Below are 20049 nucleotides of genomic sequence, written 5' to 3' on the forward strand. Positions count from 1 at the left end.
CCCCGCATTGACCGCTGGTAGAGGGGCTGGACAACACACAGCGACGGCTCCGGTCGTCGTGTTGTCCGGTCCCTCCGCCGTCGGGAAGTCCACCGTGGTCCGCTGTCTGCGGGAGCGGCTTCCCGACCTGTATTTCTCTGTCTCGGTCACGACCAGGGCACCACGGCCGGGAGAGGTCGACGGTGTCGACTACACATTCGTGTCCGCGGAACGATTCCAGCAGCTGATCGATGACGGTGAGCTGCTCGAATGGGCCGACATCCATGGCGGATTGCACCGCTCCGGAACGCCGGCCCAGCCTGTGCGCGACGCCACCCGGGCCGGGCGCCCGGTGCTCATCGAGGTAGATCTGGCCGGGGCGCGAGCCGTCAAGCGGGCCATGCCCGAGGTGATATCGGTGTTCCTGGCACCGCCGAGCTGGGACGAACTGGTCAGCCGATTGTCCGGCCGGGGCACCGAGACGCCCGAGGTGATGGCCAGGCGATTAGAGACGGCGCGGGCCGAAATGGCCGCGAAATCCGACTTTGACCAGGTAGTCGTAAACCGCCAGTTGGATACCGCATGCGCTGAATTGGTATCCTTGCTGGTGGACAGCCGATGACTCATCGTGCCGGGACCGACGCGATCGGGTCCGCGAGCCACCTGCACGCTGTCCACTAAACGCATTTTCGCTAACCGCCAGGAGACTTTTTCGTGAGCACCCCGCACGCCGACGCGCAGCTGGCCGCTGCGGACGACTTGGGTATCGATTCGTCCGCCGCCAGCGCCTATGACACACCGTTGGGCATCACCAACCCGCCCATCGACGAGTTGCTGTCCCGCGCGTCGAGCAAGTACGCGCTGGTGATCTACGCAGCCAAGCGCGCGCGTCAGATCAACGATTACTACAACCAGCTGGGTGACGGCATCCTTGAGTACGTCGGCCCGCTGGTCGAGCCCGGTCTGCAGGAGAAGCCGCTTTCCATCGCGATGCGGGAGATCCACGAGGACCTGCTCGAGCACACCGAGGGCGGCGAGTAGCCAGGCCAGGGCCGGGCACGTGAGCGCGCGCAAGCGAGTCGTCGTCGGTGTGGCCGGCGGCATTGCCGCCTACAAGGCGTGCACCCTGGTCCGTCAACTCACCGAGGCCGGTCATTCGGTGCGTGTGCTGCCCACCGAGTCGGCTCTGCGCTTCGTCGGAGCCGCCACGTTTGAGGCCCTGTCGGGCAATCCCGTGCGCACCGGTGTGTTCACCGACGTGCACGAGGTTCCGCACGTCCGTATCGGCCAGGAGGCCGATCTCGTTGTCGTCGCACCCGCCACCGCCGATCTGCTGGCTCGCGCGGTGGCCGGCCGGGCTGACGACCTGCTGACCGCAACGCTCCTGACGGCGCGATGTCCGGTGCTGTTCGCCCCGGCCATGCACACCGAGATGTGGTTCCACCCGGCCACCGTCGACAACGTGGCCACTTTGCGCCGTCGGGGCGCGGTGGTGCTGGAACCCGCATCCGGCCGGCTCACAGGGGCCGACAGCGGCGCGGGGCGGCTACCCGAGGCCGAAGAGATCGTTACTTTCGCGCAGCTCCTGCTGGAGCGGGCCGACGCACTGCCCTACGACCTGAACGGGGTCAAGGCCCTGGTGACGGCCGGCGGTACGCGCGAACCGCTCGATCCGGTGCGGTTCATCGGCAACCGCAGCTCCGGCAAGCAGGGATATGCCGTGGCCCGGGTCCTGGCCCAGCGCGGCGCCGACGTGACGCTCGTCGCGGGTAACACCGCAGGTCTGATCGACCCGGCGGGTGTCGACGTGGTGCACATCGGCTCGGCCGCGCAATTGCGTGACGCGGTGACCAAGTACGCCCCGGAATCCAACGTCCTGGTGATGGCCGCGGCCGTCGCCGACTTCCGGCCCGCGCAGGTGGCCACCAGCAAGATCAAGAAGGGCGGCGCGTCCGAGCCCAGCTCCATCGACCTCGTCCGCAACGACGACGTGCTCGCCGGGGCGGTGCGGGCCCGCACCGATGGGCAGCTGCCGAACATGCGGGCCATCGTCGGTTTCGCTGCCGAGACCGGCGACGCCAACGGCGATGTGCTGTTCCATGCCAGGGCCAAACTCCAGCGCAAGGGATGCGACCTGTTGGTGGTCAACGCAGTGGGGGAGAACCGCGCGTTCGAGGTCGACCACAATGACGGTTGGTTGCTGAGCGCCGATGGTGCCGAGGTCGCACTCGAGCACGGTTCGAAGACTCTGATGGCCACCCGTATCGTGGACTCGATCGCGGCGTTTCTGGGCACGCACGACGGGTGATCCGACGTCCGTACCAAGATGCGGATAAGGGTTGCGCATTTGCGTCCCACGCGCTTGGGTGCAACAGGGCATAGATATTATTCGCCTAACTAAGTAGTTTTGAGACTGAGAACTTTTCAGATCGGCAAGGAAGGAAGCAGACCGTGAGCCAAGGTCGCCTGTTTACCAGTGAGTCGGTAACCGAAGGACACCCCGACAAGATCTGTGATGCGATCAGCGACTCGGTGCTCGACGCGCTGCTGGAGCAGGATCCCAAGTCGCGGGTCGCGGTGGAAACCCTCGTGACCACCGGCCAGGTGCATGTCGCCGGCGAGGTCACCACCTCCGCCTACGCCGACATTCCGAAGATCGTGCGTGACCGCATCCTCGAGATCGGCTACGACTCGTCGACCAAGGGTTTCGACGGTGCCTCGTGCGGTGTGAACATCGCCATCGGCGCCCAGTCGCCCGATATCGCCCAGGGTGTGGACACCGCCCACGAGGCGCGTGTCGAGGGCGCGGGGGATCCCCTGGACGCCCAGGGTGCCGGCGATCAGGGCCTGATGTTCGGGTACGCGATCAGCGACACCCCGGAGCTGATGCCGCTGCCGATCGCGCTGGCCCACCGCTTGGCGCGCCGGCTGACCGAGGTGCGCAAGGGCGGGGTGCTCGATTACCTGCGCCCGGACGGCAAGACCCAGGTCACGATCCAGTACGACGGCACGACACCGGTGCGCCTGGACACCGTGGTGCTGTCCACCCAGCACGCCGACGGGATCGACCTCGACGGTCAGCTGACCCCGGACATCCGGGAGAAGGTCGTCAACACCGTGCTGGCCGACCTCGGCCACGAGACCCTCGATACGTCGGACTACCGCCTGCTGGTCAACCCGACCGGCAAGTTCGTGCTCGGCGGCCCGATGGGTGACGCCGGTCTGACCGGCCGCAAGATCATCGTCGACACCTACGGTGGCTGGGCCCGCCACGGCGGCGGCGCCTTCTCCGGCAAGGATCCGTCAAAGGTGGACCGTTCGGCCGCGTACGCGACGCGCTGGGTGGCCAAGAACATCGTCGCCGCCGGGCTGGCGGAACGTGTCGAGGTGCAGGTGGCCTACGCGATCGGTAAGGCCGCCCCGGTCGGTCTGTTCGTCGAGACCTTCGGCACCGAGACCGTCGACCCGGCCCGCATCGAGAAGGCCATCAGCAGCGTGTTCGATCTGCGCCCCGGCGCGATCATCCGCGACCTGGACCTGCTGCGGCCGATCTACGCCCAGACGGCGGCGTACGGCCACTTCGGGCGTACCGACATCGAACTGCCGTGGGAGCAGCTGAACAAGGTCGACGAACTGAAGGCTTCGGTCTAGCCGCCTCTTTCGCAGAGCAGTAGCTCCTATGTCAAGCCGCCACTGACTGTGGCGGCTTGACTGCGTTTAGAGACCGGAACCACACGGGCGCAAGCAAACACGGATCTGACTCGACAGCTAGCTATACACGCGGTGACCGACAACGGCGTGCTCTACTCCAGCACCGCGAACTGGGCCTACTTCCTCCACGTCACCCCTGGCAGCACCAGCTGGAACCCGTTCGAGGGCACGCCACTCTTCCGCCGCAAGAGCTGGAGCCCTGGTGCCGTAGGCCCTACTCTCGGTCCCCGATCAGCGTTGCCACGTGATCGTCGACATATCGGGCCAGGTCGCGCGACGGGCGTCGGTAATCACCGCTCTGCACGGGCCGTTCCGGCAGTGTCACCTGCGGCCGCTCTACGTCATGGTGGTCGATGGTGGACAGCAGATGCGCCATCATGTTGAGCCGCGCGTGCTTCTTGACATCGGATTCGACAATGTACCAAGGGCTTTGCGGGGTATCGGTGTGAACCATCATCTGGTCCTTCGCCCGCGAGTAGTCCTCCCAGCGATACACCGATTCCAGATCCATCGGCGAGAGCTTCCACTGTCGGACCGGGTCGTCCAGCCGTGACCGGAACCGACGCAACTGTTCATCGTCAGATACCGAGAACCAGTACTTCCGTAACAGGATCCCGTCCTCGACCAGCATCTGCTCGAAAATCGGCGTCTGGCGCAGGAACAGTTGATGCTCCTGCGGCGTGCAAAAACCCATCACCTGTTCGACACCCGCGCGGTTGTACCAAGACCGGTCGAACAGCACGATCTCGCCCTTGGCGGGCAGGTGCGCGATGTATCGCTGGAAGTACCACTCGCCCCGCTCGCGTTCAGTTGGCGCCGGCAGTGCCGCCACCCGGGCGACGCGGGGGCTGAGATACTCGGTGATCCGCTTGATGGTGCCGCCTTTGCCGGCGGCGTCGCGACCCTCGAACACCACCACGACGCGGGCGCCGGTGTGTCTGACCCACTCCTGCAGTTTCACGAATTCGGTTTGCAGCCGGAACAACTCGGCTTCGTACACCTTGTTCGACAATTTCTTCTTGGCGGCGGTTTCATCGTCGGATCCTGCACCCATGTCCAAATCCTAAGACGCCGGTCACCGCGAACCGGCCAGTACGACGTCTGCTACGCCTGTCGGTAGCGCTGTACGAGGCCGCCCGCGAGTCCACGTGCCCACTCCAGCCCGGTATCGGTGCCGAACAGCTCGCGGCGTGTGTTGCCCGCACACAGGTAGGCGTCGACCCGGAAGGCGTCTTTCGCAGGATCAGGTGAACCCGCCACGGAGAACTCGTTTTCCAGCAGATCCAGCCACTCCCGCTTCAGGTTCCGCACCGCGTCGGCCACGGCTCCGGTGCGATGCCCGAACTCGACCGAAGTCGCCGATACGAAACAGCCCCCGGGGAACACCTCGGCGCGCAGGTATGCCAGCCACGAATCAAGAAGGGCGTCGAGCCGTGCGACTCCCGGCGCAGCGCTCAGTGCGGGACGGATGACGACGTCGATGTAGACCTGGCGCGCCTCAGCCACCGCGGCCAGCTGAATCGCCTCGCGGTTGCCGAAGACCGTGAGGATTCCACTCTTGCTCAGCCCGGTCGACGCGGCCAGACCACCCACGGTGATCCCGTCCAGGCCGTGCGTGGTCGCAACGTCCGCTGCGGTACGCGCGACCAGACGGCGGGTGGCGTCACCGCGCACCCGGCGCCCGTCAGCTGCAGGCAAGGCTGTCATCAGTTCACAGTAGTCAGACCGTGGACGTGGGACGGCCTGGTCGCGTACGGTCAGCACGAACCTATTCACGACCGATCGGTCGTATAGATTGGAGAAGCAATGGCCACCGGCTTCAAGGCGCTACTGGAACGCCGGATCACCATCGATACGACACCTTCCGCGCTCTGGGACGTCATCCGTGACGTCCGCCGCATGCCGGAGTGGAGTCCGCAGGTGGTATCGGTGAAGTTGCGAGGTCCCGACGATGACATCCGGCTCGGATCCACGTTCACCAACCTCAACCGCCTCGGCGAGCTCGAGTGGATCACACATGGTGAGGTGGTGCGGTATGCCCCCGAGAACGAGATCGCCTTCAGAATCGCCGAGAATTACACGATCTGGTCGTTCTCGATCACCGCTGACGACGACGCCGCCGTGCTCATACAACGGCGCGAAACCCCCGACGGGATATCGGAATTCTCGCTCGAACTGACCGAGTCGCACCTCGGCGGACAGCAGGCGTTCACCGACTTGTTGGAAGTCGGAATGGAGCAGACCCTCACCGCCATCAAGGCATGCGCCGAGTCCTGAATGGCTACGAGGTGAACGCGTAGTCGTCCAGCGGGAAGCTCCGGCTGCGCCAGTACGCCTCGAATGTGGTGGCGGGCCGCAGCGGCACATCCCCGTTGCGGTCGAAGTAGTAGCTGTTGGCCAGGCTGCAGCTGTCCTGCCAGAAGATCTGGCGGTGACGCTTGCGCATCATCTCGGCGAAGTACCGGTCGTTGGCCTCCTGGCGGACCTCGACGCGGCAGGCGGTCCGGCGGTCGGCCTGCTCGATGCACCGCACCAGATGGCGGGTCTGTGCCTCGATCATCGCGAAGTACGACGACCCGACGTAGCCGTATGGGCCCATCACGGAGAAGAAGTTCGCGAAACCGGGAACGCTGACGCCTTCGTAGGCCTGCATCCGGTGCCGCTCCCAGAACTCGCTCAGCGACTGTCCGCCCGACCCCACGATGTCGAAGGTCAGCGCATCGACATCCATCACCTTGAAGCCGGTGGCCAGGATGAGCACGTCGACGTCGTGGCTCTCACCGTCGGTGGTGGCGACACCCGAACCGGTGACCTTGTCGATCGGTTCGGTGACCAGCCGGACGTTGTCCCGGTTGAATGTGGCCAGATAGGTGTTGTGAAACCCGGGTCGCTTACATCCCACCGCGTACCGCGGTGTGAGCTTGTCGCGCACCTCCGGATCGCGCACCTGCTGGCGTAGGTAGGCGCGGCCGGCCGCGCCGGCCCGCTTGGCGAACGGGTTGATCGTGAAGTACTGCGCGGCCAGCGGGAACGTGAACTCCACGTACGCCTGGCTGATCAGCCGGTGCAGCGTCCGGCCGCCGGGCAGCCGCATCAGCCTGCGGGCGACCGGCGGGATCGGCACGTCGAACTTCGGGAAGCACCAGATGGGCGTGCGTTGAAACACGGTGAGCTGCTTGACCTTCGGGGCGATCTCGGGGATCACCTGCACCGCGGACGCGCCGGTGCCGATGATCGCCACCCGCTTGCCCGTCATATCCAGGGTGTGGTCCCAGCGGGCGGTGTGCACGGTGACCCCGGCGAAGGAGTCCACACCGTCGATCTCGGGCAGCTTCGGGATGGTCAGCACCCCGCTGGCATTGATCAGGAACCGAGCCGTCAGTGTCTCGCCCGAGTCGAGATCGAGCCGCCACAGGTTCTCGTCGTCATCGAAGGCCGCGCGGGCGACAGTGGTGTCGAACCGGATCCGGGGCCGCAGTCCGTACTTGTCGACGCAGTTGTCGGCGTACGCGCGCAGCTCACTGCCGGGGGCGTAGGTGCGTGACCATTTTCGCGACTGCTCGAACGAGAACTGATAGGAGAACGACGGGATATCCACGGCCACACCGGGATAGGTGTTCCAGAACCAGGTGCCGCCGGCTCCGTCCCCAGCCTCCAGGATCAGGTAGTCGTGCAGCCCCGCCTTGTCCAAGGCGATCGCGGCGCCGATGCCGGAAAAGCCGGCGCCGACGATGAGGGTGTGAAAGTCGGGCATCAAGCCACCTCCCGGCTGCGTCCGATCATGTGGACGCCGTGTTTGGGGCGCAACGTCAACGTAGCCTCCAACTCCACCGAGTGACCAGGATTGAGATCGAATACGAACCGTCGGCTCATGATTGCGGCGATCAGCACCATCTCCATCAGCGCGAAACTCTGTCCGATACAGATGCGGCGTCCACCGCCGAAGGGGAGATAGGCCGAGCGTGGGCGGCTCTTGGTCGCATCGCCGAGGAAACGGCTGGGGTCAAAGGTTTCCGGATCGGGCCACCACCGTCGGTCGTGGTGGATCTGGTGAATCGGGATGATCACCGTGGTACCCGGACGGATGTGGTGACCGTCGATGTCGTCGGGCTCGACGGCCTCGCGCGCGATGATCCACACCGCGGAGTAGTACCGCTGCGACTCCTGCAGGCACGCGGTTGTCCACGGCAGCCGGGTCAGGTCAGCGGCCGTCGGACGACGTGCCCCGACGACGTCGTCCACCTCGGCCAGCATCCGGTCCCGGGCCTCGGGATGGCGTGCCATCAGATACCAGAACCAGGCCATCGCGTTGGCTGTCGTCTCGTGCCCGGCGAGCATGAACGTCAGTGCCTCGTCCCGGACGCGCCGGCGTGGCCAGGTTCCGTCGTCGGCGCCGAACAACACATTGAGTAGGTCGGCCGCTTCTGTGGGATGGGCGATTCGATCGTCGAGCACGGTGTTCACCGCGCCGTCCAGGGCCAGGGCGATCCGCTGGCCTTCGCGCAGCGGTGGTGGCAGCCGGATTCCGGAGAATGTGCTCGAGGCGATGGCGTCGTAGACCGGACGGGGGAGCAGGCCCAAGAGTCCGAGTCTGGCCAGCAGTTCGGTGCGTCTGAGTCCACGTGTCGTGAGGTCTCGCATGCTGTGCACGATCGGGCCGAAATCCTGGCTGAACAGGGCGTTGGAGACCACCCGGAGGGTCGTCTCGACCATCGCCGTGTGCATGTCGAACTGCACACCGTCGCCCTGTTCGGTGAGCTCGGTCGTCGCCCGTTCGATCGGGTCGATCATCAGGTCGACGATCGTGTTGAGGTGACGGCGCGCGAACGTCGGATTCAGTGCCGTTCGGTGGTCGGCCCAGGAGTCGCCTTCGTCGGTCAGCAGGTTGATCCCCGCTGCGGCCCGAATCGGCTCGTACTCGTTGGATTTGACGTAGCGAAGGCGCGCCTGGTGGAGCACGTGGTCGATGTAGTCGGGATGGGTAATCGATACGAAACGCCTTCCTGCGCAGCGGAATCGGGTGATGTCCCGGCCTTGGGTCCGGCTCAGGAAGCCGCCGTCGGTGCTGAACCCGACCGTGATGGCCTCGCGGGTCATCGTCCACGTGCTCAGTCGTGCCGCCGGCGCCGCCATGAATCCAGCGTATGAGTGACAAGACCGATCAGGAATGGGATTATCGGACACAGAGTTGGGATTTTGGGACAGCGGCTGGAGGCGGACCATGGCCAGGTCGGGCTCATCGTGGTCGGCCGACGTGTGCCATCCGATTCATGCCACCCGGGTGCTGTGTGAGGTGGCCGTGGAGAGAGGTGTCACGGCGACGCAGGTCCTGGCCGGGACTGGTGTGACGCAAGCAGATCTCGATGATCCCGATGGTGTGATCAGTGCCCACGACGAGATTCTGGCGGTCCGGCACCTGCAGGCCCAGTTGCCCGACGCACCCGGACTGGGCATCGATGTCGGTGGTCGCTCGGCCCTGACGCACATGGGGCTGTTCGGGTTCGCGGTCATGTCGTGTGCCACGCTGCGCGAACTGTTCAGCATCGGAATGCGGTACTTCGCCCTGACCACCCTGCAGATCGACCTGCAGCTGTTCGAGGGCGCCGAAGACTGTGTACTGGAACTCAACGCCGGCCATCTGCCCCGTGATGTCCAGCGCTTCTTCGTCGAACGGGATATCGCTGGAATAATCGCCACCACAACCAGTTTCGCATATCCGGTGGTGGCGCAGTACGCCGACCGCATTTCCGCCGAGGTGTCGATCGACGAGGAAGTGATGCAGCCGCTACTGACCTTGATGCCGCTACCGAATGTGGCGTTCGGCCGTGCCCACTCCCGGTTGCACTTTCCCCGCGCCATGCTCGACGAGCCGTTGCCGCAAGCCGATCCGTATACCCTCGATCTGTGTATCGCCCAATGTGATGCGCTGATGCAGCGTTATGAGCACCGTCGCGGTATCACTGCTGTGGTGCGTAGCAAGCTTTTTCGCGATACCGGCTGGTTCCCGGCCCTGCCCGAGGTGGCAGCCGAGCTCGATATGCATCCACGCACGCTGCGGCGCCGGCTCGCCGATGAGGGCACCTCATTCCGGGCACTGGTGAATGAGGCACGCTCGGCGCTGGCGCGCGATCTGCTGTGCAATGTCGGGCTGACCGTCGACGAGGTATCGCGGCGCCTCGGGTACACCGAGACCTCGACGTTCTGCCACGCCTTCAAGCGCTGGCACGGAGTGCCGCCCAGCGCGTACTCGCAGACGCGCTGACGAAATGAACGCCCGAGGGCCAGATGTCGCTGAACATCGGGCACGACCAGGGTCCAGAGTTGCTACACATCCGGATGCGCTCCTCAAGCCCTGACCGCTGCTCGATTGCGCTACCTCGGTGCTTGGAAGCCGCCGATCTTCTGTTCGAGTAGTTCGGCCAGCCGCAGCGGGGTGCGGTCCTCGAACATCGGTCCGATGAGCTGCACTCCCACCGGCAGACCTTCGGGGGATCGGCCCGCCGGTATGGCGGTGGCGGGCAGTCCGGGCATGGTAGCCAGGCCAGCCCAGACGAGCTGGTCGAAGTACGGGTACTCGACGCCGTCGATGTCGATCCGGCGTTCCAACAGGTCGGGGTCGTGGTCGTGCGGGAAGGCGGGAGTCGGCGTGATCGGACACACCACAGCATCGAACTCGGCGAAAAACTGCCGCCAACCGTGGCGGTGGAGCTCGCGGCGGTTGTTCACCTCGATCCAATCGCGGTGGCTCAACACCATCCCGCGCAGCCGCGCCGCATCGAGACTCTGGTCGTCTGTACTCAGTCCGGCGGCGCGGGTCTGCAGCTGCTCGTACGCGTCGACGGGAAAACGTGCAACGGAGCCAGAAAACAGCAACTGCGTGTAGAGCATCGCGGCCTCGGTCAGATCAGGAAACAGCAGACTGTGTCGTTCGACGCGGGCACCGCTGTCGACGAGGGCGTCGGCCACGCGGTTCACGCCTGCCTGCACCGCGGACCCGGTCGGAATGAGCGGATGCTGGTCGAGGACCAGGACACGGAAGTCGCCGAGCCGCTCGTGGCGCGCGGGCGGCAGCGTCACGTCGTACGCGACGCCGAGTGTCAGCGGGTCCGGTCCGACCATGACGTCGAGCAGGAGGGTGAGGTCGCGCGCGGTGCGCGCCATCGGACCGGCGACGGCGAGGTCGAGATCGGTCGGCAGGGCCGGCGCGGGCGGCGCGACCATACCGCGGGTCGGCACCAGCCCGACTGTCGGCTTGTGGGCGTAGACACCGCAGAAATGCGCGGGGGTGCGCAGCGAACCGGCCAGGTCGGAGCCGACGGACAATGCGCCGAATCCGCACGCCAGGGCAGCCGCCGATCCGCCGGAGGATCCGCCCGACGTGCGCTCGTTATCCCACGGATTGTTGGTCGTGCCGTAGATCTCGTTGAAGCTCTGGATATCTTGCAGCCCCAACGGCACATTGGTCTTGCCGAGCACCACGGCACCGGCGGCCTTGAGCCGCGATACCTGTACCGCATCCTCGGCCGGCACAAAATCCCGGTGCTGCGGCATGCCCCAGGTCGTGGGCAGCCCGGCCATGTTGTAGGACTCCTTGACCGTCACCGGAATGCCCAGCAGCGGCCGATCCTCACCCCGGGCGCGCACCTGGTCGGCATGCCGCGCAGCCTCCCGAGCGCGATCGAAGTCCGGCACACAGATCGCGTTGATCGCGTCGTCATCCCGCTCGATCCCCGCGATCGCCGCCTCAGTCAATTCCACCGAGGACACCTCACCAGCGCGCAACGCGACTGCCAACTCTTCAGCCGACCGAAAATTCCACTCCATGAATCCGACGCTAACGACCCACCGCAGAGGCCATAAAATCCCGCTTCCCGCAACGGAAAAGTCCGGGTATGACGTGCTGGCTATCGCCGCCCTTGTGGCGGCAATCATTCTGGCGAGGTCTTCGGGTCAGTTGCGCCAGGCCAGTCGGGGCATGCTCGTTGGGCTACTTGCGGTACCGCTGTCGCCCGCGGTGATGTGGATCTCCGTCGTTGCCATGCCGGCCAGGTGAGTAATAGCGTTTGGGAATTCCAGGAGTAACCGACTGCACACCGCCGCTGCAAAAGGTCCGTCCGGCAACGGAATCAGCGACTCACGTCCAGCATCAAGCGTCACCGATGCTGAGACCGCGGTATCTGACGTTCGATGTTAGAAACAACTAGTCCACCTGCCACGGCCACCACGACGGGGTGCCCGTGGGGCAGAGTTCGGTTGGGACGGCGTTGTATTGGGAGTTGATCGAGTAGACGACCATTACCGCTGCGACGAGGACAGCAGCGGCGACTGCGACGTATATCGACCAGTCACGCTCAATGAGTAGGTGAACAACGGTGTAGGTGATCGCGGTGGCGGCGATGGTGAGCACGGCTGGTCCCAGCAGAATGACGACGACGAACGTGTCACCCGCGTCGACTTCTTGGAGGCAGGTCTCCAGCATCGCGAGCACGATTTTTGTGGAGACGCCGTAGGCGAGGAGGCCTAGGATCGGGCTGAGGACAACTCCGACGAGGATGCTCACCCAGCGTGGCATCAGTTGCACCCCACGCGCATCGACGCTTGTTGCCCGGCCGCCAACGCGCTATTGCGCTCGATCGTGTCGGCACTACATCGTGTGACGATCATGTCGGAACCGTACATTTCGAGGATGTCGCCTCTCGCAGTGCGCTGTCACGCCGGAATGATTCGTCGGGCGCGCAGTGGCGTGTGAAGATGATTGAGCTGACGGCGTTGAGGTGGATCACCATCACTGGGCGCGGCCTCGTTGCGGAGGTCGAACCAGCGCAGCTGGGGGACCAGACGATCCAGATTGGGGACCACGTCCTGATCGACGGCGCGGAAAAGTAATCACGGGAATCGAGTTCGTCGACTGTCGCGCGGAGCGCATCGCGAATTTGGGTCTGTTACTGCGAGATCCCCACTAGCGCCGGCTCGCTCGAGGGGGCTTACCGGTGTGTCGAAGGATCGGCACAGGCCTGGCCTAGGTGGGGTTTGAGTTGGCGCGATTCCACCTACGGTCACGCAAGTTTTGACCCATACTTTGCATTCGATTCCCGTCGGCCTCGCCGAAAGAAAGGTGACGATGCGTCTTCCCTGGAAACCTCGACGCAAGACAACGGTCTTGGCAACGGAAGCTGACCGCCACCGTTACGTACGCGAGCTCGTGATCGACGACCTGCAGCGTCGCGGAATGACGGTGAGCCCTGCACCCGGTGATAGGCCAGGTGACGACCGTTTGGCCACCGACGCGGGGACCGTGCTGTGGCTGAGCAACATGCACACGCGCTGCCGTGACGTGTCGGTCGAGGAGCTGCCGGACGCAGTGCGATTCGAGGTCGAGCAGATCTTGGCCGGGCAGGACGCCCCACCGATGTCGGAGCTGTCCGATGCCGAATTCCTCGCTCAGATGCGGACTCGGCTGATCACACCGGATACCGGCGGTGAGCTGTCACTGGACTATGCCAGACCGGCTTTCGACGGACTCGTGGCCGAGCTTCGCCGCGATCTGCCTACCGCCGTGCAGACCGTCAGCGACAGCGACATCGCCGGCCGCGACATCGACTTGCTTTTCCAGGCCGGTCAGCGCAACACGGACGCCGAACCTGTCGATGTCCAAGCGCTGGACCATGAGGTGTTTGCGTTGTCGGGGGACTCGTTGTTCATTGCGTCCAAGGCCCTCAACATGCCGCGGCTGATCGAGACGGTCCTCGATGGTGTCGCGCCGATGGGCGTGTTGTTCAGCGTGCCCCACCGCGGTCTGTTGTTCTTGCACCGAGTGGGGCAGTCCACGCTGGAAGCAGCACCCTGGATCGTCTCGGCCACCGTCAGTGCGGCCGACAATCCACTGGGCGGGGTGGTCAGCTACAACACTTACTTCTGGTACGGCGGCTCGGCGCAGCCGATTACTCGCATTGACGGGGACAACGAATCCATCGCGCTTCTCGTCGAAGGGCCGTTCGCGGACGCCCTCGGCCAAGTGGCTGAGCTACCACGCGGGTAATCGGAGATCGAGACCCTGCTGGGCTATTCGGCGAGGACCACGCTCAAGGCTGCCCAGGAGCCGTCCTCATCAGAGGTTCGGCATCGAACACGTTGGAGAACCCGTCGGTGACAAGATGCCGTGCTGATGCGGCATCGATTGCATCCCAATCATGGAGCCGAATCATCGTCGTAGTCATCACGGTGGTCGAAACGTTCACCAAGCGGCTTGGAGGGCAGCGCACCGAAGACGATCGGGAACACGGATCCGATGTAGGGCAACAGGAATAGCAGGGACAGCCATCCGGACAAGTCGGCGTCATGGAGCCGGCGGACCAAGAGTGCCCAGCTCGGAACCGCGCACACCAGTACGAATACGACCACGGGTACCAGGGACATGCGTCCGAGCGCGCTGGGGTCTCCGGCTACGGCGACGATTGCCACGCAGAAAAAGGCGACTACTGCGACTGCCAGCTGGACCCACCAGTACTCACTGCGCGACGCGCGGCCGGTGAAGCGGGCGTAGCTGCGGAAGAACCGCGACACCGCCTGGCCGAATGATGCTCCGTACAGCGGCAGCGTGAGGTCACGGGGATCGGTCGTGCCAACAGGTTCGGACGGGTACTCCGTGTTGAACGAGGTTTCCTCGTTACGCGTCATTGGTTCCTCTGCTCGGATATTCGGTTGTGTGCGGAGCGTATGGACTCCGCTGTCCCATCCATTGACGGCTGAGATTAACGCGCACGGTACACCGTTGCGTCAAGCAATGCCTGCAATATATGTGGAGTAGAAGTCCACGTCGGAGCAGGTGATTACTCTGTCGGTGCGCGGTCTTGGTGGATGACCGTTTGTGGGCGGGAGGATGGCACGGAATGGCTGTAGACCCTCAGCTTCTGGCTGCGATCGACGGCGCAGTGCGCGCCGACCCGGCCAACCGCGCACTGCGCCTGCACCTGGCAGATCTGCTCCTGGACGACGGGCAGTACGTCGCCGCGCTCGGTCACTGTGAACTTCTCCTGCAGCAGTCCCCTGAGGACGCCGAGGTCCTCGCGCGTAAGAGCGCGGCACTCGATGGTTTCGGTATGCCCACTCGCGCACCGCAACCGACCATCCCCGAGCGGGTTTCCGCCGCGCCGCCGCCACCTGCGGAGGTGCCGCAGGCCGAAGCATGGGCCACGGCCGACGATGACGATGACGACGCCATCCCAGTCAGCGACCTGATGGAGATCGTCCGCCCGGAGCTCACGCTCGATGACGTGGCCGGCATGGACGACGTCAAACAGCGGCTGCGGATGAGTTTCCTCGAACCCATGCGCAATGAGGAACTGCGCAAGTCGTTCGGGCATGCACTGCGATCCAGCCTCCTGTTGTGGGGACCGCCCGGATGCGGCAAGACGTTCCTGGCCAAGTCGCTGGCGGGCGAACTCGGGCTGTTCTTCATCCATGTCGGCATCGCCGACATCCTCGACAAGTGGCTCGGCAACAGCGAGCGAAACATCAAGGGTGTCTTCGAAGAAGCCCGGCAGATGCGCCCGACCGTGTTGTTCATCGACGAGCTCGACGCACTCGGCCACAAGCGCGCCCAGACATCGAGCTTCATCCGCAGCATCGTCAACCAGTTGCTGCTCGAACTCGACGGGGCGACCAGCGACAACGAGGGGCTACTGGTACTTGGGGCCACCAACCAGGTGTGGGACGTCGACCCCGCCCTGCTGCGTCCGGGCCGGTTCGATCGCAAAGTGCTGGTGCTGCCGCCCGATCGGCCCGCCCGAGAGGCGATCCTGGCGCACCACCTGCGCACCAGCCCGACTGAGCGGCTGAACCTGGCCGCTGTGGCCGAGCGCACCGACGGGTACTCGGGCGCGGACCTGGCCGGCCTGTGCCGCCGCGCCGTCGAGTTCGCACTACACGACTCGGTGCGACGCGGCTCCACACAACCGGTCAACCAACGTCACCTCGACGCGGCACTCAAGGACACCCAGGCCAGCACGGCGTCGTGGTTCAGCCTGGCGCAGAACTATGTCGCGTTCGCCGAAAACAAGGAGGACTACACCGAACTCGAGCGCTACCTCGTGAGGAGAAAGAAGCGGCGATGACGTCAACGGCCGAGCGTGCGGCGGAGAAAGTACGCGTACTTCTCGATCTCGACCGCAACGAGGACGCGGCACAGGCAGCGCGCGTCGGATTGCAGAGCGATCCGAACAACGCCGAGCTGCTGGGGCTCCTGGCGTTCGCACTCCAAGCGGGGGGTCACGCGCGCGATGCCCGGATGTGGGCCCAACGTTCCCTGGCCATGAACCCACGCCAGGCTCAGGTACTCGACACCCGGGCCCGCGCGATCCTCGATGGCGCCGGAGAACCCCAGGAAGCGATCGAATCCGCCTATGCGGCCACGCAACTCGCGCCAACCAACCCCTTTTACCGTTTCACGCTGACGCAGGCCTACCTCGAGGTCAAGCAACGCAAAAACGCGCGGTCGACCGCACAGTCGATCCGCGCTGTCGACCCCGCGTCTCCCGTGGGACCACTCGCGGAAGCGCTCGTCGAGATCGACCGCGCCAGATTTTTCCAGGTTCGCCCGTGGTGGGCGGTGTTCGCAGTGCTGGTGACCAGGGGCGTCGCGCTGATTGTCTACGCCCTCGCGTGGCTGGTCTTCTACCTCCAGCGGCGTGGCCCGCTGCGGCGCGCCGATGCCCTGCTCTTGGAGGCGTTGCGGCTGGATCCCGGTGACGCCGGTATGCATGCAGTCGCCGCTGAGGTCGCCCGATTCCGGTTTAGGTTTATCCGGGCTGTCGATTCGACGCTGGCCGCGGCGGCGATCGACGGGGGCATGGTCGATGCGAACGAGCTGGCGCGCGGCATCGTGCGCAGAACCTCGGTGCTTGTGGCGGTCACCTTCGCCTTCTGGTGCATGCTTCTGTTACCCGTGCTCACCGCCATCGCGGCCCCGGTCATGGCGGCCATCCTCGGTGCGGCTCTAGCGATTACCGCCGCGGCGAGCGTTGCATGGATCTACAGGGAACAGACGGTACGGCTTCCGCCCGGCGCTCTGCGGCTCGTCCACCGCCGGTGGGACTTGCCGGCCACAGTGTTCGTGATCGCGACGGGGGTATCCGCCTATAGCCTGGCCGGGCTGGACCAGCCGAACATCGCAATTCCGGCCGCTACGGGCGCGGCGATCCTGCTGGCCGGCTTCTGCGTGTTGACCGCGAAACTGGTGTCCGCCAGGCGTATTGGCTGACCCGCGAGATGGCAATCTGTGACTCACCGGCGTTATGGCTGAGGCTGATACCAGTGTCGGCCCACTGCCCATCCGAGGAAACGTCGGCCCGTACCCGCCGGCACGGTGCCGGTCGCTGCGAATGTCTTTCCGCCGATGACGTGGTCCAGTCCGTCGATCGCTGGCCGGAATTGGTTGTGGATGCCGGCCGCAAGGGCTTCGTCGTGCAGCAGCCCCACCTGTGACTGTTGCACCGCAGGATCGCAGAAGCAGAGCAGGAAGATTGCCTGACGCCAGGCGTATGCGGCGTTCTTGATTTGGATCAGTGCAGAGTGCCAGTCATGGGTGGGTTGTGCGAGTCGTCGGATAACCCAGGTGAATGTGTTGCGGACCAATTGGGGTGAGCTATCGCGCAACTGGTCAAGGAGGTCGAGCTCGTACACGAGTGTCGCAAGGTTATGGGTGGTAAGTATCTGGCTTTGTTCCAGAATGGCGCCGTTGCGAGCGACCCAGGAGCCGTTGCGGGCTTGGTATTCCGTGGCGCCTGCCTCTTCGGCTCGCCTAGCGCATACCTGAGCGAAGTCCTCTGCTGTCGGCTTTCCCCATCGTTTCGGGGCGTCGCTTCGGGCCGCCCAGAACCAAGCAGGCGGGAGATCGTAGTAGTCGGCGTAGAGGGTGCCGGCCATGGTGCGGCTAGCGATAGCAGCGGCGCTACGCCATTTTGAGGTGAAGGTGCCCATGAAGATGTCAGCGGCGACTTCCTCCACCAGCGGCAGTTGCAGCCCGGATTTGGTCGCCAGCGTGCCGAGTTCGCGGATCAGTGAGTTGGGCAAGATGGTGTGGGGAAACGCAGTCAGGGCAAGCATGCTGGCTTGTCGCAGAGCTTGCCGTGCCGCCTGGGCGTTGTCCGCGCGCCGAGACCGGCACGGTTGCAGCGCAGCGATCCACGGCAATTCCTCAAAGCGCACCTGGTGTTCGAGGTTGAGGAGCAGCAGGCTACGACGGCGGCGGAACGCGGTGTAGGTCTGCTCGTAGAGGCCGGCCAGCACCGGATCGCCGATGCTTGCTGCAGTAAGCCGTGACGTCAGCTGCGGCAGCACGATCGCGAGCACCTCGCTGGAGCTGATGACACCACGGCTCACCAACTCATCCACGGGCGCTTCTAGCGCGCGAGTTGCCTTCTGCAGCAAGTGTTGCGGGATCGGTGTCCCCGTGGGGATGCTGTCGACTGGCTCATCGGCTTCGGTGACGTCGGCGGCGATCGAATCTAGCGAAGGCACACCTGCGTCCGCGGGGTAGCGGTCCAAGCGTCGGGCGAGCACGCGGGCCAGTGCGGCGTATGTTGGCGCGTTGGCGATTCTGAGCTGAGTCGCTCGGAGTGTGTCTCGGTGCTGAGAGCCGGCGGCTCCGTGCCGGGTGATCGTGTTCGCCAGAGCGCGACGGATCCCGCCGACCTCATGGGCGGGCAGTGTTTCACCCCCGTTGGGGCAGCTTTCAAGAGCGCGGTGCAGCGTGGCGAAATTGCTCTTGGGGTGGGCGTGGCGACCAACGAATTCATCACTGCTGCATGCTTGCGCGAAGTCGGCGAGCCAGCGGGCCCTATCGTGCGCCCACTTTGGCGGCCATTGTTGGCAGGGCCAGCCTCCATGCACGGCCCGAGTTCCGTCGCGGTGAGGCAATTGACCCTCAACTGTGGTGGACCACAGCGCTACGAGTCGGTCATACAGTGGGTTCCATACGGCCAGCGTTGCCCCCATCGTAGCGATCTGGGGCGGCACTGACACCGCTCGTAATGACTGTGCCGTCTGCGTGGCAGAGGCCAGCCGCACCGCAGCCCCCGACAAGCGGGCCACCGACTCGAACCGTGGGGTGAACCTGAGCCGGTTCATGAACGGCCCCAGTTCTGCGACGAGGTCCAACGCTTGTTCCGGGAAGTCGTTGTCCAACAACAGCACTACGACGCTGAGAGCGGCCTCTTCAGGTATCTCCACGCGGTAATGGCCGCTATGCAAGGCCTCGCGCAGCTGCGTCTGACCGGCATCGCTTAGAAACCATAGATTGAGCCGTTCACGCTCATTCGCACCCGGGGTATCGCCGGGCAGCGTTGTCAGCAGCGCCATTTCGTCGTCATCGAGTGCGCTCTCCGCCAGATACCGTCCGGTGGCGAAGCCCCCGTGGGTGACCTCCAAGGTCACCCAAACCGGAGTGTCGGCGACAGGTGTGCGATTGCCCACGGAAATCTGGCCGCTGGCGATCCCGAACACGACATCTTCCCAGCGTCGTACTTTCTGCCGCACCCGCTCACGGTCCGCGGCATCGCCCAGCTCAACTGCCCGGGCCATCGCGCGCTGCAGCTGCTGGGTCGCGTACGCCAGGGACGCGGTGGGGTAGTGCTCGTCGGGCACGACAGACTCCAGAATTAAGGGGTGGCCTGGTGGTGAGGTTCGAACTCACGCCCTCCCGGTTACGAGCCGGATGCTCTGCCGCTGAGCTACACCAGGTTGCGACATGACGGTCGCGTCGACATGGAGGCGGGGATCGAACCCGCGCCCTCCCGGTCCGAAGCCGGGCGATCTACCGCTGATCTACTCCATGATGGCGAGTCGACGCTAACAGAAGGGACCATTGCTGGCCGGCGATTTCGGCGTGGCGTTGGGCGACTTGGTAGCTGTAACTGGTCAGGGCTCGACCCGCAGTGGGCTTCGCGTGGCGGCTGAAAGACACGTATCAGCCTCGGGATGCAGATCCCCGAGCATCCCGTAGTGGTCAACCAGAAGTCAGGATTGCAATCACTTCCTGAATTCGGCTGCAGCCTGATTGCGACCCTGTTGCATCTTGGCGAGGTCAACCAGCTCACCGTAACCCTTGGACAGTGCTGCAGGGTCCGCGGCGTTTGTCGCCACCCACGAAAGAAGCTGGTCGGCAATGAGATCTACCATCTCGCGACGCGATTGATCCCGCAAATCAAGTATCAGGACATTGTTTTCATTCAGCTCGTGAATTTCCTGGCGCGCTGGCCCCTCCGGCATAGTGTCCTCAAGAAAATCGAACAAGAAGCTGGTCATCGAACTCTTCCATGACCAGTTACCGTCCTGGAGACGAACAAAACCGCCCATGCAGTC

18 protein-coding genes and 2 tRNA genes are annotated in these 20049 nt (G+C 64.7%); 9 read left to right on the forward strand and 11 right to left on the reverse strand.

The window, feature by feature from the left end; genetic code table 11:
* Window positions 1-7 precede the first annotated feature (7 nt).
* The 4 genes from gmk to metK all read left to right on the forward strand — a co-directional run bounded on the left by gmk (window position 8) and on the right by metK (window position 3630).
* Entirely contained in the window at window positions 8-601 is a 594-nt protein-coding gene (gene gmk, locus ACWEFV_RS03785) for a guanylate kinase (protein WP_450069103.1), read from the forward strand.
* Between the two features lie 92 nt (window positions 602-693).
* Window positions 694-1020, forward strand: a complete 327-nt coding sequence (rpoZ, locus tag ACWEFV_RS03790; RefSeq protein ID WP_135454156.1) for a DNA-directed RNA polymerase subunit omega — start codon at window positions 694-696, stop codon at window positions 1018-1020.
* Between the two features lie 19 nt (window positions 1021-1039).
* The gene (gene coaBC, locus ACWEFV_RS03795; RefSeq protein ID WP_450069104.1) at window positions 1040-2287 is read left to right on the forward strand and encodes a bifunctional phosphopantothenoylcysteine decarboxylase/phosphopantothenate--cysteine ligase CoaBC; all 1248 of its coding nucleotides are present in this window, start codon (window positions 1040-1042) and stop codon (window positions 2285-2287) included.
* Between the two features lie 143 nt (window positions 2288-2430).
* Window positions 2431-3630, forward strand: coding sequence for a methionine adenosyltransferase (gene metK, locus ACWEFV_RS03800; protein ID WP_450069105.1), 1200 nt, complete (start codon window positions 2431-2433; stop codon window positions 3628-3630).
* 274 nt (window positions 3631-3904) lie between these two features.
* Here metK and ppk2 read toward each other — a convergent pair whose 3' ends face one another.
* Together ppk2 and ACWEFV_RS03810 are read right to left on the reverse strand one after the other, a co-directional pair.
* The gene (ppk2, locus tag ACWEFV_RS03805; RefSeq protein ID WP_135454163.1) at window positions 3905-4744 is read right to left on the reverse strand and encodes a polyphosphate kinase 2; all 840 of its coding nucleotides are present in this window, start codon (window positions 4742-4744) and stop codon (window positions 3905-3907) included.
* Between the two features lie 50 nt (window positions 4745-4794).
* Window positions 4795-5397: a TetR/AcrR family transcriptional regulator gene (locus ACWEFV_RS03810; protein ID WP_450069106.1), complete on the reverse strand. Its 603-nt coding sequence runs from the start codon at window positions 5395-5397 to the stop codon at window positions 4795-4797.
* A gap of 99 nt (window positions 5398-5496) precedes the next feature.
* Here ACWEFV_RS03810 and ACWEFV_RS03815 point away from each other — a divergent pair, with 99 nt between their 5' ends.
* The gene (locus tag ACWEFV_RS03815) at window positions 5497-5967 is read left to right on the forward strand and encodes an SRPBCC family protein (protein WP_135454167.1); all 471 of its coding nucleotides are present in this window, start codon (window positions 5497-5499) and stop codon (window positions 5965-5967) included.
* A 4-nt stretch (window positions 5968-5971) separates the two neighbouring features.
* On the opposite strand, the gene ACWEFV_RS03820 is transcribed toward ACWEFV_RS03815, so the two are convergent.
* Together ACWEFV_RS03820 and ACWEFV_RS03825 are read right to left on the reverse strand one after the other, a co-directional pair.
* A complete protein-coding gene (locus ACWEFV_RS03820; RefSeq protein WP_450069107.1) occupies window positions 5972-7444 on the reverse strand; it encodes a flavin-containing monooxygenase in 1473 nt (490 codons plus the stop codon).
* Window positions 7444-8823 carry a cytochrome P450 gene (locus ACWEFV_RS03825; protein WP_450069108.1) on the reverse strand — a complete coding sequence of 460 codons (1380 nt, stop codon included), beginning with the start codon at window positions 8821-8823 and terminating at the stop codon, window positions 7444-7446. The genes ACWEFV_RS03820 and ACWEFV_RS03825 overlap by 1 nt, the downstream gene beginning before the upstream one ends.
* Before the next feature lie 88 nt (window positions 8824-8911).
* On the opposite strand from ACWEFV_RS03825, the gene ACWEFV_RS03830 reads away from it, so the two are divergent.
* The gene (locus ACWEFV_RS03830; protein WP_450069109.1) at window positions 8912-9952 is read left to right on the forward strand and encodes an AraC family transcriptional regulator ligand-binding domain-containing protein; all 1041 of its coding nucleotides are present in this window, start codon (window positions 8912-8914) and stop codon (window positions 9950-9952) included.
* 110 nt (window positions 9953-10062) lie between these two features.
* Here ACWEFV_RS03830 and ACWEFV_RS03835 read toward each other — a convergent pair whose 3' ends face one another.
* Together ACWEFV_RS03835 and ACWEFV_RS03840 are read right to left on the reverse strand one after the other, a co-directional pair.
* Window positions 10063-11514 carry an amidase gene (locus ACWEFV_RS03835; RefSeq protein WP_450069110.1) on the reverse strand — a complete coding sequence of 484 codons (1452 nt, stop codon included), beginning with the start codon at window positions 11512-11514 and terminating at the stop codon, window positions 10063-10065.
* A 376-nt stretch (window positions 11515-11890) separates the two neighbouring features.
* On the reverse strand, window positions 11891-12262 hold the full coding sequence (locus tag ACWEFV_RS03840) for a hypothetical protein (protein ID WP_450069111.1): 372 nt from the start codon (window positions 12260-12262) through the stop codon (window positions 11891-11893).
* A gap of 588 nt (window positions 12263-12850) precedes the next feature.
* Here ACWEFV_RS03840 and ACWEFV_RS03845 point away from each other — a divergent pair.
* Window positions 12851-13729 carry a hypothetical protein gene (locus ACWEFV_RS03845; protein ID WP_450069112.1) on the forward strand — a complete coding sequence of 293 codons (879 nt, stop codon included), beginning with the start codon at window positions 12851-12853 and terminating at the stop codon, window positions 13727-13729.
* A gap of 149 nt (window positions 13730-13878) precedes the next feature.
* On the opposite strand, the gene ACWEFV_RS03850 is transcribed toward ACWEFV_RS03845, so the two are convergent.
* Entirely contained in the window at window positions 13879-14367 is a 489-nt protein-coding gene (locus ACWEFV_RS03850; protein ID WP_450069113.1) for a DUF805 domain-containing protein, read from the reverse strand.
* Window positions 14368-14579: 212 nt separating this feature from the next.
* Here ACWEFV_RS03850 and ACWEFV_RS03855 point away from each other — a divergent pair, with 212 nt between their 5' ends.
* On the forward strand, window positions 14580-15803 hold the full coding sequence (locus tag ACWEFV_RS03855; protein WP_450069114.1) for an ATP-binding protein: 1224 nt from the start codon (window positions 14580-14582) through the stop codon (window positions 15801-15803).
* Window positions 15800-16948 carry a tetratricopeptide repeat protein gene (locus ACWEFV_RS03860; RefSeq protein WP_450069115.1) on the forward strand — a complete coding sequence of 383 codons (1149 nt, stop codon included), beginning with the start codon at window positions 15800-15802 and terminating at the stop codon, window positions 16946-16948. Before ACWEFV_RS03855 ends, ACWEFV_RS03860 begins: the two co-directional genes overlap by 4 nt.
* 32 nt (window positions 16949-16980) lie before the next feature.
* On the opposite strand, the gene ACWEFV_RS03865 is transcribed toward ACWEFV_RS03860, so the two are convergent.
* From ACWEFV_RS03865 to ACWEFV_RS03880, 4 genes are all read right to left on the reverse strand, one after another.
* Complete coding sequence (locus ACWEFV_RS03865; protein ID WP_450069116.1) at window positions 16981-19332, reverse strand: hypothetical protein; 2352 nt, start codon at window positions 19330-19332, stop codon at window positions 16981-16983.
* A gap of 24 nt (window positions 19333-19356) precedes the next feature.
* Window positions 19357-19428, reverse strand: a tRNA-Thr gene (locus ACWEFV_RS03870).
* Between the two features lie 22 nt (window positions 19429-19450).
* A tRNA-Arg gene (locus ACWEFV_RS03875) sits at window positions 19451-19522 on the reverse strand.
* A 194-nt stretch (window positions 19523-19716) separates the two neighbouring features.
* Entirely contained in the window at window positions 19717-19992 is a 276-nt protein-coding gene (locus ACWEFV_RS03880; RefSeq protein ID WP_450069117.1) for a hypothetical protein, read from the reverse strand.
* Between the last annotated feature and the right edge of the window lie 57 nt (window positions 19993-20049).

This window comes from Mycobacterium sp. NPDC004974, from assembly GCF_053600815.1.

Excerpts from the sequence above, each read along its gene's own strand:
- ppk2 (WP_135454163.1), bottom strand. The coding sequence starts at position 4,744 with ATGGGTGCAGGATCCGACGATGAAACCGCCGCCAAGAAGAAATTGTCG.
- ACWEFV_RS03810 (WP_450069106.1), bottom strand. The coding sequence starts at position 5,397 with ATGACAGCCTTGCCTGCAGCTGACGGGCGCCGGGTGCGCGGTGACGCC.
- ACWEFV_RS03815 (WP_135454167.1), top strand. The coding sequence starts at position 5,497 with ATGGCCACCGGCTTCAAGGCGCTACTGGAACGCCGGATCACCATCGAT.
- ACWEFV_RS03820 (WP_450069107.1), bottom strand. The coding sequence starts at position 7,444 with ATGCCCGACTTTCACACCCTCATCGTCGGCGCCGGCTTTTCCGGCATC.
- ACWEFV_RS03825 (WP_450069108.1), bottom strand. The coding sequence starts at position 8,823 with ATGGCGGCGCCGGCGGCACGACTGAGCACGTGGACGATGACCCGCGAG.
- ACWEFV_RS03830 (WP_450069109.1), top strand. The coding sequence starts at position 8,912 with ATGGCCAGGTCGGGCTCATCGTGGTCGGCCGACGTGTGCCATCCGATT.
- ACWEFV_RS03835 (WP_450069110.1), bottom strand. The coding sequence starts at position 11,514 with ATGGAGTGGAATTTTCGGTCGGCTGAAGAGTTGGCAGTCGCGTTGCGC.
- ACWEFV_RS03840 (WP_450069111.1), bottom strand. The coding sequence starts at position 12,262 with ATGCCACGCTGGGTGAGCATCCTCGTCGGAGTTGTCCTCAGCCCGATC.
- ACWEFV_RS03850 (WP_450069113.1), bottom strand. The coding sequence starts at position 14,367 with ATGACGCGTAACGAGGAAACCTCGTTCAACACGGAGTACCCGTCCGAA.
- ACWEFV_RS03855 (WP_450069114.1), top strand. The coding sequence starts at position 14,580 with ATGGCTGTAGACCCTCAGCTTCTGGCTGCGATCGACGGCGCAGTGCGC.
- ACWEFV_RS03860 (WP_450069115.1), top strand. The coding sequence starts at position 15,800 with ATGACGTCAACGGCCGAGCGTGCGGCGGAGAAAGTACGCGTACTTCTC.
- ACWEFV_RS03880 (WP_450069117.1), bottom strand. The coding sequence starts at position 19,992 with ATGACCAGCTTCTTGTTCGATTTTCTTGAGGACACTATGCCGGAGGGG.